At 69.7% G+C, this 13633-nt stretch carries 9 protein-coding genes and 1 pseudogene; 7 read left to right on the top strand and 3 right to left on the bottom strand.

Going from position 1 to position 13633, the window contains the following annotated elements:
* Positions 1-49 precede the first annotated feature (49 nt).
* Both hrpB and AC3WP6_RS14925 read left to right on the top strand, forming a co-directional pair.
* Positions 50-2548, top strand: a complete 2499-nt coding sequence (hrpB, locus tag AC3WP6_RS14930; RefSeq protein WP_492628400.1) for an ATP-dependent helicase HrpB — start codon at positions 50-52, stop codon at positions 2546-2548.
* Between the two features lie 64 nt (positions 2549-2612).
* Complete coding sequence (locus AC3WP6_RS14925) at positions 2613-3287, top strand: ArsR/SmtB family transcription factor (protein WP_492628399.1); 675 nt, start codon at positions 2613-2615, stop codon at positions 3285-3287.
* On the opposite strand, the gene AC3WP6_RS14920 is transcribed toward AC3WP6_RS14925, so the two are convergent.
* A complete protein-coding gene (locus tag AC3WP6_RS14920; protein WP_492628398.1) occupies positions 3256-4638 on the bottom strand; it encodes a M20/M25/M40 family metallo-hydrolase in 1383 nt (460 codons plus the stop codon). The two genes, AC3WP6_RS14925 and AC3WP6_RS14920, sit on opposite strands and share 32 nt — an antisense overlap.
* A gap of 607 nt (positions 4639-5245) precedes the next feature.
* Between AC3WP6_RS14920 and AC3WP6_RS14915 the strand changes: the two genes are divergently transcribed.
* The 3 genes from AC3WP6_RS14915 (at position 5246) to AC3WP6_RS14905 (ending at position 8501) form a co-directional block, all read left to right on the top strand.
* A complete protein-coding gene (locus AC3WP6_RS14915; protein WP_492628397.1) occupies positions 5246-7486 on the top strand; it encodes a protease pro-enzyme activation domain-containing protein in 2241 nt (746 codons plus the stop codon).
* A 227-nt stretch (positions 7487-7713) separates the two neighbouring features.
* Positions 7714-8073: a dihydroneopterin aldolase gene (gene folB, locus AC3WP6_RS14910; protein WP_492628396.1), complete on the top strand. Its 360-nt coding sequence runs from the start codon at positions 7714-7716 to the stop codon at positions 8071-8073.
* Entirely contained in the window at positions 8070-8501 is a 432-nt protein-coding gene (locus AC3WP6_RS14905) for a 2-amino-4-hydroxy-6-hydroxymethyldihydropteridine diphosphokinase (protein ID WP_492628395.1), read from the top strand. The genes folB and AC3WP6_RS14905 overlap by 4 nt, the downstream gene beginning before the upstream one ends.
* A gap of 64 nt (positions 8502-8565) precedes the next feature.
* On the opposite strand, the gene AC3WP6_RS14900 is transcribed toward AC3WP6_RS14905, so the two are convergent.
* On the bottom strand, positions 8566-9312 hold the full coding sequence (locus AC3WP6_RS14900) for a pteridine reductase (RefSeq protein WP_492628394.1): 747 nt from the start codon (positions 9310-9312) through the stop codon (positions 8566-8568).
* A gap of 24 nt (positions 9313-9336) precedes the next feature.
* Complete coding sequence (locus AC3WP6_RS14895; protein WP_492628393.1) at positions 9337-9996, bottom strand: hypothetical protein; 660 nt, start codon at positions 9994-9996, stop codon at positions 9337-9339.
* Positions 9997-10174: 178 nt separating this feature from the next.
* On the opposite strand from AC3WP6_RS14895, the pseudogene AC3WP6_RS14890 reads away from it, so the two are divergent.
* Both AC3WP6_RS14890 and AC3WP6_RS14885 read left to right on the top strand, forming a co-directional pair.
* A pseudogene (locus AC3WP6_RS14890) lies at positions 10175-12336 on the top strand (TonB-dependent receptor).
* A 59-nt stretch (positions 12337-12395) separates the two neighbouring features.
* On the top strand, positions 12396-13589 hold the full coding sequence (locus tag AC3WP6_RS14885; protein ID WP_492628392.1) for a class I SAM-dependent methyltransferase: 1194 nt from the start codon (positions 12396-12398) through the stop codon (positions 13587-13589).
* Positions 13590-13633: the final 44 nt, after the last annotated feature.

Below are 13633 nucleotides of genomic sequence, written 5' to 3'. Positions count from 1 at the left end.
GCCGGGGGAACTGCCGCAGGCCGCAGCGTCTCCCGGCTACCATTTGCGCATGCGTGCCGCGCTCCCCGCTTTCCCCATCACCCCGCTGTTGCCCGAGATCCTGGCGTCGCTGGCGGCGACGCCGCGGCTGGTGCTGGAGGCGCCGCCGGGCGCCGGCAAGACCACCCAGGTGCCGCTGGCGTTGCTGGATGCCGCGTGGCTCGGCGGGCGCAAGGTGCTGGTGCTCGAACCGCGGCGCATCGCGGCGCGCGCGGCGGCCGGGTTCATGGCGCGCCAGCTGGGCGAGGAAGTGGGTGCGACCGTCGGCTACCGCATCCGTTTCGAGTCGCGCATCAGCGCAGCCACGCGCGTCGAGGTGGTGACCGAGGGCATCCTGACGCGCCTGCTGCAGGACGATCCGGAGCTGCCGGGCGTCGGCGCGATCCTGTTCGACGAATTCCACGAGCGCCACCTGGCGGGCGATCTCGGCGCCGCACTGGCGCTGGACGTGCAGGCGGGCCTGCGCGACGACCTGCGGCTGGTGGTGATGTCGGCCACGCTGGATGGCGAGCGCATCGCCCGCTGGTTCGATGCGCCGCGGATCTCCAGCCCGGGGCGCAGTTTTCCGGTGCGCATCTGCTACCCGCCGGCACGCGTGCAGGAAACCCTGGATCAGCACTTGCTGCGCGTGGCAGCGCTCGCGCTCGCCGAAAACCCGGGCGACGTGCTGGTGTTCCTGCCCGGCCGGCGCGAAATCGCCCGCGCGCAGGCCATGCTGCAGCACTTGCCGGAGGCAGGCGGCACGCTCGAGATCGTGCCGCTGCATGGCGAGCTCGCGCTCGCCGAGCAGCAGCGGGCGCTGGCGCCGGCGGAACCCGGCACGCGGCGCATCGTGCTCGCCACCAACGTGGCGGAATCCAGCGTCACCGCGCCGGGCATCCGCGCGGTGATCGACAGCGGCCTCGCGCGCGAGCCGCGGTTCGATCCGAACTCCGGGTTTACCCGGTTGGATACCGTGGCGATTTCGCAGGCCTCGGCCGATCAGCGTGCCGGGCGCGCCGGACGCGTGGCCGCGGGCGCGGCCTACCGCCTGTGGCCGCAAAGCAAACGCCTGGAGCCGGCGCGTACGCCGGAAATCGCCCAGGTGGAACTTTCGGCGCTCGCACTGGAACTCGCCGCCTGGGGCAGCAACGCGTTGTCATGGCTGGATGCACCGCCGAGCGGCGCGCTGGCCCAGGCGCGCGCGCTGCTTGGCGCGCTCGACGCGCTGGATGCGCGCGGCCGCATCACGTCGCTGGGCCGGCGCATGCTGGCGCTGGGCGCGTCTCCCCGGCTGGCGGCGGCCGCGCTGCGCGCACCCGAGGCGCTGCGGCCACTGGTGGCCGACCTGCTGGCCTTGCTGGAAGCCCGCTCACCGCTGCGCGGGGAGCAGGCCCGCAGTGATGATTTTCGGGTGCGCCTGGCCGCGCTGCACGCCTGGCGCGACCGCCGTGTCCATGGCGGCAGCAGTGGCGCGCTGGCCGCGATCGAGCAGGCGAGCCGCGGCTGGCGCAAGCGGCTGGGCGTGCGCGGCCCGGCCAGCGGCACGCCCGGTGCGCATGCGCTCGGCGACTTGCTGTTGCCGGCGTTTCCCGACCGCATTGCGCACGCCGACCGCGGCAACCCCATGCGCTACACCCTGGCCAACGGCCGTGGCGCACGCCTGCACGAGGAAACCGCCTTGCGCGGCGAGCCGTGGCTGGTGGCGCTCGATCTGCGGCTGGATGCGCGCGACAGCTTGATCCTCGCCGCGGCACCGTTCGACCCGGCGTGCCTCGAACGCGATTTCCCCGCACGCTTCGTGCGCGAGCGCGTGCTGCACTGGAACCCCGCACGGCATGCCGCCGAAGCGTTCGAGGAGCACCGCTTTGCGGCGATCGTGCTCGACCGCCGCAGCGTGCCGGTGCGGGCCGAGGACGCTTTGCCGGCGATGCTGGCCGCGATTCGCGCGCAAGGCCCGGGCATCCTGCCATGGGGCGAAGACGCTCCGCGCTGGCGCGCGCGGGTGCAGGCGCTGCGCGGCTGGATGCCGGAGCTGGGCCTGCCCGATGTCTCCGACGCGGCATTGCTCGCCACCCTGGAAACCTGGCTGGCGCCGTTTCTTGATGGCCTGCATCGGCTGGACGCGCTGGATACCGGCCTGCTCGGCCAGGCGCTGCATACGCTGCTCGACCGTGCACAGCAGCAGGCGCTGGATCGCCTCGCGCCCGATCACCTCGTCGTGCCCAGCGGCCGCGCGCACCGCATCGACTACGCCGCTGAAGGCGCGCCGGTGCTGGCGGTGAAGCTGCAGGAGCTGTTCGGCCTCGCCGACACCCCGCGCGTTGCCGACGGCCGCGTCGCCGTCACCTTGCACTTGCAGTCGCCCGCCGGGCGGCCGATGCAGGTCACCCAGGACCTGCGCAGTTTCTGGGAGCGCACCTACCCGGAGGTGCGCAAGGAGCTCAAGGGGCGCTACCCGAAACACCCGTGGCCGGAAGATCCGTGGACGGCCACGCCCACGCATCGCGCCAAGCCGCGGCCGCGTTGACGCGCCACGTGCCGGGTGCCGCGCCACAATCGGGTTTTCCACGCTGACGCCGGTGGCCGCGCCGATGCACCAACCCGATTCTGCCGCGAATGCCATGCTCTCCCGCCTGCGCGCCTTGCTGGCCGACGGCAGCGCGCGCCCCGCGGACGAGTTGGCACGGGGTGCGCGCGCGCCGGTCATCGTCGTTCGCACGTTGCTGCAGGCGCAGGTGGCCGCAGGCCGACTGCAGGCGCTGCGCGAGGGTGCGCACACGTATTACGCGCTGGCCGGACGCGGCGCTGCGCGCGCTGCGATGCCGGTCGCGCCGTTGGTCGTGCCGCCGGGGAGCACGCCGGCACTGCGCCTGGCGCGCACCTGCTACCACCATCTCGCCGGCGCCTTCGGCGTGGCGCTGTACGCGGCCATGCGGGAACACGGATGGCTGCAGGGTACGGCACCGACATGGCGGTTGACGCCGGCCGGCGTCGCCGCGCTCGGCGCCTGCGGTTTGCCGGTGACGCCGGCGATGACCGGTCGCGACTGCCGCGACTGGACGCTGCGCCAGCCGCATCTCGGCGGCCCGCTCGGCGTGGCGATCACCACCGCCATGCTGGATGCCGGCTGGTTCTGGCGGGCCGCCCATGGCCGGGCACTGCTGCCATGCGCCGCCGGCGTCGCCGCGTTCGCACGCTGGGGCGTGGATGCGGCGACGCTGCAGGGCGTTGCCGTTACGGCGACGCGGCTGGCGGCGAACGGCTGAAACTGCCGGCGTCCCCCGGGAACACCACCGGGCTTTCGTAGCCGTCGGCGGAAACCGCGGAGACGCCGAAGAACCAGTCGTCGATCACCACATCGCGCAGCACGTGGTGCGTGGCATCGCCCACGGCGCGCGCGGATTGCCATTGCGGCGCCGTGGTGTCGCGCCAGTGCACGCGGTAGCCGGCGGCACCGGCCGACGGCTTCCAGTCGAGCGTGGTGTCGGTGGTCACCGCGCCGCCGATGCGCACGCCCTCCGGCGGCGCCGGCGCGCGGCTGAGCGCGGCCATCGTCACCACGTTCAGTGCGGTGATGCGCGCGAGATAGTGGAAGTCGATGTCGTCGAGGGTGTCGCCGTAATGCACGCCGTTCTCGGTGCGCAGGGTCTGGTGCTGGCGGGTGTAGTCCTCGTGCGCCTCGGTGACGCGCACGGCGGGAAAGCCGGCTTCGAGGAACGGCAACTGGTCGCCGCCGCGACCGTAGCGGTCGGTGCGGTACACCATGCGCACGCGCAGCTCCGGCAGGTATTGCACGGCCATGACGGCCAGGTAGCGTGCGAGGTTGCGCGAGGGCGAATCCAGCTCGCCGCCGTGGAAGCGCCGGTACGCGGCCTGCGCTGGCGTCTCGTTGGTTTTCGTGCCTTCGGAAAACACCCGCACCACGGTGTTGTCGCGCACGCCGTTCTGGCCGCGGCTGTTGCCGACCATGTCGTTGTTGAGCTCGGCCTCGATCCGCCAGCCGTGCGCCACCGCGTAGTCGGCCAGCACCTTGCCGCCGTACAGGCCTTGCTCTTCGCCGCTGAGTGCGGCGAACACCAGCGTCGCGCGGTTGTCGAAGTGCGCCAGCAGGCGCGCGGTCTCGATCAGCGCGGCCACGCCCGAGGCGTCGTCGTTCGCGCCCGGCGCGGCGATCTTGGCGTCCATCACGTCGCTGGCGCGCGAGTCGAGATGCCCGGTGATGGCGATTACCCGCTGCGGGTCGCTGCTGCCGCGCTTGATCGCCACCACGTCCATCACTTCGGTGGGCTGCGGGATGCGCTTGCCGGTGAAGCTCTGCGCCGGTGTGACCACTTCCAGGCAGCCGCCGCAATCGCGCGAAATCGCCGCGAAGCGCGCCTGCACCCAGCGCCGCGCGGCGCCGATGCCACGCGTGTTCGAGCGGGTGTCGGATAGCGTGTGGCGGGTGCCGAAGCCGACCAGTGCGCTGATCGTGGCGTGCAGCTCGGCTTCGCTCGGTGCCGTGGCCAACGCGTGCAGCGCGGGCTGTTCGCGTGGTGTTGCCGGTGGTTCGGCGGCCAGCGCCGGCAGGCTCGCGGCGAGCAGGCCGGCGAACAGGATCGATGACGGTCCGCGCATGGTTGTCCCGGGGCAGGGTGGTCGCGCCACCATAACGCGTTTTCCTGCGATCGCGGCGGACTGACAGCGCTGGCGCCACCGCTGTCAATGGCACCCGCCGCGCGGCATGTGCAAAGAGTTGCGGGGGACACCATGAATGGGGTGGATGCGCAGCAAGGCACACGCTGCGCCAGATGCCGGAAATGGGAGAAGAACGGTTTTATCGAAAATCGGAATCCATTACGCCCGCATATGCAGGATATTGCGACATGATTGTGCAATGCAGAGATTCGTGAAGCCGATATAAACGCGGCGTTTGACCGGTATCCCCATTTGTCGTTTTCGGTGTTGACGGACGCCAATGCCGCTGCGTAATTTCACTGGGTTCGCACACTTGGACGGGTGGCGGACGAACTCGCAGTGGCGCCGTCGGGAGCGGCGCCATGAAGCAGTAACCGCATTGCCGCGCAGGGCCGGAGCGCCCGCTCGAAGAACGGCCGCGGTGAATACGCCGGCTATGTCCGGCACGCAGTAAACGGGGTCGCACATCGTGCGACGAAACCTTGTCACGGGGCTGCATGGCCGCGTAGGCGGCGCTCGTCCCGAATAATCATTGGGGAGTATTTGCATGCAACACGTTTATTTGAAAACGCTGGCTGCCGCCATTGCCATGGCGGTATCCGCATCCATTGGCGCGACGCCGGCAATGCCGGCTGCGGCCACTGCGCTCGCGGTGGTGCATCACGCCACTGCGCTGCATGCCGGTGACCGCGTCACCAGCCTGTTGGAGGCCACGCACCCGATGCGGGTAGCGGTGTCGTTGAAATTGCGCAACAAGGCTCAGCTCGACGCCTTCGTGGCCAATCCGCACCATGCGTCCCTCACGCCGGCGCAATTTGCGGCGAGCTACGCGCCGACCCAGGCGCAGGCGCAGGCGGTGGCGAAGTTCCTGCGGCAATCCGGTTTCACCCAGGTCACCATTGCGCCGAATCGGCAGTTGGTGGTGGCCGACGGCCGGGCCGCCACCGTCGCCCGCGCGTTCCACACCTCGCTGTCGCACGTGGTGACGCACAGCGGCCGCCTTGCCTACGCCAATACCACCGACGTGAAGATTCCCGCGGCATTGCAGGGCACCGTGCAAGAGGTGCTCGGCCTGCAGACCGTGCAGACGTTCCACCTCTTGGCGCACACGCTGGCCACTGGCGGCTCGGAGACGGCACACAACCCGGCCGATTTCGCCGCGATCTATGACGCGGGCAGCACGGCAACCGGTTCGACGGTGCCGGTGGGCATCATCACCGAAGGCAGCATGACCAACGTGCAGAGCGACTTCAGCTCGTTCCTCGGCCAGAACCCGAGCCTGGGCAGCATCCCGATGAACGTGGTGACCGTCGACGGCGGCAGCACCGACACCAGTGGCGACGGCGAGTGGGATCTGGACAGCCAGGACATCGCCGGCATTTCCGGCGGCGTCAAGTCACTCACCCTGTACGCCACCTCCAGCCTCAACACCCAGCCGCTGATCGACGACTTCAACCAGGCGGTGACCGACAACACGGTGCGCATCATCAACGTCTCCATCGGCGGTTGCGAAACCGGCTCGGAGACCAACGGTGCGGCCACCGGCGACAACATCTTCGAGCAGGCCGACGCGCAGGGGCAGACGTTCTCGGTGTCCTCCGGCGACAGCGGCGCGGACGAGTGCAGCAACGGTGGCGTTATCCCGAGCTGGCCGGCGGACTCGCAGTACGTGGTGGCCGTGGGCGGCACCACGCTGTTCACCAGCGGCACCACGTGGACCAACGAGACGGTGTGGAACGATCTGGCGAGCAATTCCGGCGCGACCGGCGGCAGTCCGAGCACCTTCGAACCGATGCCGACCTGGCAGCAGAACGTCGGCCAGAACGCCGGCCACACCACGCGCGGCGTGCCCGACGTCGCGTTCGACGCCAGCCCGTACTCCGGCGCCAACGTGATCGTGGACGGCGCCAGCCAGACCATCGGCGGCACCAGCCTCGCCTCGCCGCTGTTCGTCGGCGTGTGGGCGCGCGCGCTGGCGGCGAAGCCGTCGCTCGGGTTTGCCGCACCGGTGATCTACCAGGATGCCGCCAGCCATTACGCGACCGACTTCCATGACGTCACGTCGGGCAACAACAGCGGCGAGACGGCCGCGGTGGGCTGGGATTACCCCACCGGCTTCGGCTCGATCGACATTGCCAACTTCGTCGCCAACGTGGCCGGCAGCGGCAGCACGCCGCCGCCGACCAGCACCCCGGTCGCCAGCTTCAGCGACAGCGTGAACGGCCTCACGGTCACCTTCAGCAACAGCTCGACCGACACCGGCGGCAGCATCACCGGTTACGCGTGGACGTTCGGCGATGGCGCCACCTCGACCGCGGCCAGCCCGAGCCACACCTACGCCACCGCCGGCACCTACACCGTCAACCTGACGGTCACCGACAACAACGGTGCGACCAGCAGCAAGAGCGCGGCGGTGACGGTGCAGTCGACCGCGCCGACCGGCACCTTCAGCAACAACACGCCGGTGACCATTGGTGACAATGCGACGATCACCAGCAGCATTCCGGTGTCCGGCGAATCCGGCAACGCGCCGGCGACGCTCTCGGTGCATGTGGACATCACCCACAACTGGTCGGGTGACCTGGAGATCGACCTGGTGGCGCCGGATGGCCGCTACGCGGTGCTGCAATCGCCCGATTACAACGACGACGGCAACATCAACACCACGTACACCGTGGATGCCTCCTCGGTGGTTGCCGACGGCACCTGGCAGCTGCGCGTGATCGACAACGATCCGTGGTACAGCGGCGATGCGGGCACGCTCAATGGGTGGAGCATGACGTTCTAACGATTTGTCGTGGATGGCCGTGGCGCGTTTCGCCACGGCCCGCGGCCCGGGGCACACGCTTCGGGCCGCGGTTTTTTCGTGCTTGCGTGGCGCGTTGCCGCGGTCGAGGCCGGCACACCGGCGGGTATGGCGTGGCGTGCGACGTGCCGGGCGGAATGGGCGGTGGCCGCTTGCACTCGGCGGCGCATTCGCCCACGCTCACGCGCCTGCCTGCCTGACGAGCCGCCATGGATACCGTTTTCATCGAACACCTCGAAGTCCAAGCCGAAATCGGCGTGTACGCGTGGGAGCGCGGCACCCGCCGCACGCTGTGGTTCGACATCGAAATGGCGTTCGACAACACCGTGCCGGCCGCGACCGACGAGGTCGCGCACACCGTGGACTACGCGACGGTGGCCGAGCGCATCACGGCGTACGCCGGCGAGACGCATTTCCGGCTGTTGGAAACCCTGGCCGAACGTTGCGCGGTGTTGCTCCGCCAGGAGTTCCACGTGCCGTGGCTGCGCCTGAAGCTTTCCAAGCCCGGCGCCGTGGTCACCGCGCGTGCCGTGGGCGTGTGCATCGAGCGCGGGGAGCGGCCGCGTTGACAGCGACCGATCCGCCACGGCAACGCTGGCTGCTGTTGCTGGGTTCGAGCTTGCCCACCGATGCCGGTGTGCAGCGCGCGCTGGTGGCGCTGGGCGCCTTGGGTGTGGTGCGTGCGGTCACGCCGGTGCAGCGGTTTCCGTCCTACACCGGCGAGCCGGGGCGGTGGTACTTCAATGCGCTGGCGGTGCTGGAAAACGCGCAAGGTCGCGCGGCCCTGCACGCGCAGTTGCGTGCCATCGAGGCGCACCTCGGGCGCCGCCGCGACGTGCCGGGTGAGGTCGCGATCGATCTGGACATCCTCGCCAGTGATGACGGTTGCGGCTGGCAGGCCGATGCGCACGCGCTGGCGAAAGGCGACCTCGATCACCCGACCACGCGCAGCCTGCTGGCGTTGGCGGGCGTGGGGAAGATCCAGCGCGGCGGGTGATGGCATCGCGCGAGCGGGGGGATTCCCGCGAAAAGCTCGTCGGGTTGAAACCCGAGAGCGGCCTTCAGATGTGCAGCAGGCGTCCGCCGTCGGTGGGCAACACGATGCCGCTGGTGTAGTGCGCGTCGCGCAGGAGGTAGAGCACGGCATCGGCCACGTCCTGCGGCGAACCCTGGCGGCCGAGCGCGGTGCGTTCGTGCACGGTTTGCGCGGTCTCGGCCTTGACCGGGTTGGTCGACCACAGCATGTTGCCCGGGGCCACCGCGTTGACGCGGATCTCGGGGCCGAGCTCGAGGGCCAGCACCTTGGTTACCATCACCAGCGCCGCCTTGCTGATGCTGTACACCGGATAGCCGCGCAGCGGCCGTTCGGCGTAGATGTCGGCAATGTTGACGACCGTGCCGCGCGCGGCACGCAAGGCATCGGCCGCGGCCTGGCACAGGAAAAACGGTACCCGCGCATTGGTGCCGAGGAGTTCGTCCCACTGCGCCGGCGTGATCGCGCCCAGCGGTGTCGCGTAGTAGGCCGAGGCGTTGTTGACCAGCGCGTCGAGTCGGCCGTAGCGCGCCAGGGCGGCCGCCACCAGTTCGCCCGGTGTCGTCGGTTCGGCCAGTTCGGCCTGCAGCACCAGCGTGCTGCCTTCGCGCGTGGCGGCCAACTGGGCGGCCAGTTCGCTGGCTTCCGCCACCGAGTGCCGGCAGTGCATCACCAGGTCGTAGCCGGCCGCGTGCAGCGTGCGCGCAATGACCGCGCCCACGCGCTTGCCGGCGCCGGTAACGAGGGCGACGGGGCGGGCATGGCGTGGCGGCATGGCGGTACCGGTGAGCGGCAAAGGCTACAGCTTCGCCGATTGCTCCGCGTGCGTCACGCCGCGCTGCAAAGGTTCGATGCTGCCGGCGAACAACGTCAGCGCGGTTTTGCCCACCTGCACGGTGTCGTAGTACGCATACGCGCCGACGCCCGCGGCGCCCACCACCGGCAGCCAGCGCGCAGCCCCGGCGCCGAGCAGCCGCCGGCTGAGGCGTACCCCGAGTTGGCGGGCAATCTGCTCGGCCAGCCTTTGCGACAGGGGCTGAAACAACACCCGGTCGCCCATGCGCACGGCGAGATCGCGCAAGGCTTGCGCCGCCGTATGGCGAAACAGGCAATACATCATTTGCTCGCGGCCCAGCTCGACGTGACGGCCATGCGCCGCGGCGACGTCGCTCACCAGCTGCGCCTGGATTTTCCAGATCGTCACCAGCTCGGGCAGCAGGGTCAGCCAGCCCAGCGGCCCCGGCGGCAAGGCCAGCGTGCCGGCGGTGAGCGCGGCGTGGCGTGCGGCAGCCGTCGTCAGCGCATGGGCGCGCGCACGGGGCGCATGGTCGGCGCGCTCGCCGCTGGCCGGGACGGCGGCAATGAAGTCCAGGATGGCGCGGGTCACCCGGTCGGTTTCCGGGTGACTGCCCGGCACGGTCGGCAGGGTGCGGCCCTGGTTGGCTTCGGGGGTGGACATGGGCTCGGCTCGGCGGTGACCCGCCAAGTATGCCGAGTTGCCCGGGTGGTGGCCGCCACCCGTCGCCGTGGCATGCGCGGACCGTCGCGAATTTTGGATGGATTCAGCGGACGTAACAATATAACGTTACTATGTCGGCCCGACCGGGCTTGCCGGTCGTCATGATTGGGATCACTGGATGAAATCTTCCCCGCTGCTTGCTGCCGCCGTGGCTGCCGCGTTGTGCGCTGGCGGTACGCCCCGCGCCAGCGCGGACGAGGTCACGCAAGCACCCGCCACCACGCTGGCCACGCGCAACGAGCGCGCGCCCAAGGTACATGACCTCGCGGCCGTCAGCGTCAGCGCCGCGCTCGACCAGGCGCGCAATGCGCTGTCGCCGAGCACCGGCAGCAGCATGTACGTGATCGACGAGCAGGCGATCCAGGCGCTGCCGCTCGGCGCCTCCACCCCGCTGAACCAGGTGCTGCTGCAGGCGCCGGGCGTGGTGCAGGATTCCTACGGCGGCCTGCACGTGCGCGGCGACCACGCCAACCTGCAGTACCGCATCAACGGCGTGATCGTGCCCGAGTCGATTTCCGGCTTTGGCCAGACGCTGGATACGCGCACGATCCAGAGCATGAATCTGCTCGACGGCGCGCTGCCCGCGCAGTACGGCCTGCGCACCGCGGCGGTGGTGAACCTCACCACCAAGGACGGCAGCGCGCTGGGCGATGGTGGCAGCGTCGGCGTCACCGGCGGCTCGCTGGGCACGTTCAACCCGCATGCCTCGCTGTGGGGCACGAGCGGGCCGTGGAGCGCGTTCTTCACCGCGAACTATCTGGAAAACGACGTGGGCATCGAGAACCCCACGGCCAGCCGCAAGCCGATCCACGACCACACCAACCAGCTCAAGGCGTTTGGCGACATCGACTATCTGATCGACGACGATACCCGGCTCGACTTCATGTTCGGGATGGCCAACAACCGTTTCCAGATCCCGAACAACCCCGGCCAGACGCCGCAGTTCGGCTATCTGGATCGCACCGCCTTCAACTCCGCCGACCTCAACGAGCAGCAACGCGAGAACACTCGCTTCGGCGTGCTCTCGCTGCAGGGCAAGCTTGGCCGCACCGATTACCAGGTGTCGCTGGGGCAGCGCTACACCAGCCTGGCCTTCCGCCCCGACCTGGTCGGCGACCTGATGTTCAACGGCCTCGCCGGCAAGGTCGGCCGCAGCAACCGCGCCAGCACGCTGCAGGCGGACTTCTCCACCCCGGTCGACGACACGCACACGCTGCGCTACGGCGTGTACGGCAGTTTCGAGCGCGCCGCCAGTGGCAACGACGCCTGGGTGTTCCCGGCCGATGCGGATGGCGAGCAGACCAGCACCACGCCGATCACCATCGTCGACAACAGCCGGCTCACTGCGAAGACCTGGTCCGCCTACGTGCAGGACGAGTGGAGCCTCGGCGAGGACTGGACGCTGAACTACGGCCTGCGCGGCGACCGCTACACTCTGGCCGGCACCACCAGCAGCCAACTCAGCCCGCGCCTCGGCGCAGTCTGGCAGGCCACCGACAGCACCACCGTGCATGCGGGCTACGCGCGCTACTTCACGCCGCCGGCCACCGAGATGATCGCGGTCTCGAACATCGCCAAGTTCGACGGCACCACCAACGCGGTGGCCAACCCCGGCAACGCGCAGCCGCTGGCCGAGCGCGCCGACTACTACGCCTGGGCATCTCGCAGAACCTCGGCAAGGCCTGGACGCTGGGGTTGGACACCTATTACCGCGACGTGCAGCGCCTGCAGGACGAGGGCCAGTTCGGCACCGCGCTGGTCTACTCCACCTTCAACTACCGGCGCGGCCGCGTCCGCGGCGTGGAGTTCACCACCAACTACGACAATGGCCCGTGGACGGGGTGGTTCAACTTTGCCTGGAGCAAGGCGATGGGCAAGGACGTGATCACCAGCCAGTACAACTTCGCCCCGGATGACCTGGCCTGGATCGCCGGCCATTACATCCATCTCGATCACGACCAGAAGTACACCTCCTCCGCCGGCATCGGCTACACGCTGGACGACGGCACCAGGCTCGGCGCCGACTACCTGTTCGGCAGCGGCCTGCGCCGCGACGGCGCGGTGCCGAACGGCGCGCACCTGCCGGCGTATTTCCAGCTGAACCTCAGCGTGTCGCACGACTTCAGCTGGGACCGCTTCGGCAAGCTGCACACGCAACTGGCCTTGGTCAACGCGTTCGACCGCGGGTACGAGCTGCGCGACGGCACCGGCGTGGGCGTCGGCGCGCCGCAATTCGGCCCGCGCCGCGGGCTGTATCTCAGCGTGCAAAAGGACTTCTGAGCTGCGGCCGCAGGCGGGCGATCGGCTATCCTGATCGCCTTGCCGAATCGAACGCCTCCATGGTCGCCCGCCTGCCCGAACCCAGCGCCGAAGAACGCGCCCACTCCGACTTGCTGCTGCAGCACCTGCGCGCCCAACTGGTGACGCACGGGCCGTTGCCGTTTTCGCAATACATGCACCAGTGCCTGTACGCGCCGGGGCTTGGCTACTACAGCGCCGGCAAGACCAAGTTCGGCCCCGCCGGCGATTTCATCACTGCACCGGAGCTGGGCGAAATCTTCGCGCGCTGCGTCGTCAACGCCATCGCGCCGGTGCTCGGCATGCTGGGCGCCGAAGCGGATTTTCTCGAGCTTGGCGGCGGCAGCGGCGCATTTGCCGAGGTGGCGCTCAAGGCGCTGGCGCAGGCCGGCACCTTGCCACGCCGCTATCTCATCCTCGAACCCAGCGCCGACCTGCGCGAGCGTCAGCGCGAACGCCTGGCCGCCGCCTTGCCGGCGGATTTGAACGCGCGCGTCGCCTGGCTCGATCGCCCACCCGAAACGGCATGGCGCGGCGTGCTGTTTGCCAACGAAGTGCTCGACGCGCTGCCCACCACGCGCTTTGCGCTCAAGGGCGGCGAAGTGTACGAGGAGTATGTGGCGCTCGATGGCGCCGGCAACCTCATGCGCACCGATCGTCCGGCCGACCCGCTGGTGTCCGGCGCCGTGCGCCATCTCGAACACGACCTCGGCCAGCCGTTTGCCGAGGGCTATCGCTCCGAGGTGCTGCCGCAATTGCCGTACTGGATGCAGGCGGTGGCCGGCGCGCTCGAAGTCGGCGTGCTGCTGTTCGTCGACTACGGTTACGTGCGCCGCGAGTTCTACCTGCCCGAGCGCCGCGACGGCACGCTGATGGCGCACTACCGCCACCTCGCGCACAACGACCCGCTGTGGCTGCCGGGCCTCAACGACCTCACCGCCTCGGTCGATTTCACCGCGCTGGCGGAAGCCGGCAACCACGCCGGGTTTGGCATGGCCGCCTACGTGCCGCAGGCGCAATTCCTGATCGCCAGCGGCTTGCAGGACATTTTCGCCGCCGCGCACGCCGCCGCCGGCGACGAGGCGATGCGCTACCGCATCGCGCAGGAAGTGAAACGCCTCACCCTGCCCGACCAGATGGGCGAGCGGTTCCAGGCGATGGTGCTGGCCCGCGGGCTGGATGCCCTGCCACTGCCGGTCGAGCTGCTCGCTGCCGACCAGGGCGGGCGGTTGTAGGGGCCGGGATTCGGGATTGGGGATGCGGGAATCGGAAGAGCGGG

The organism is Rhodanobacter sp. FW106-HT46G03 (assembly GCF_058789895.1).
The sequence above is the reverse complement of the archived record's forward strand: the minus strand, read 5'-3'. Positions and strand labels throughout refer to the sequence as shown.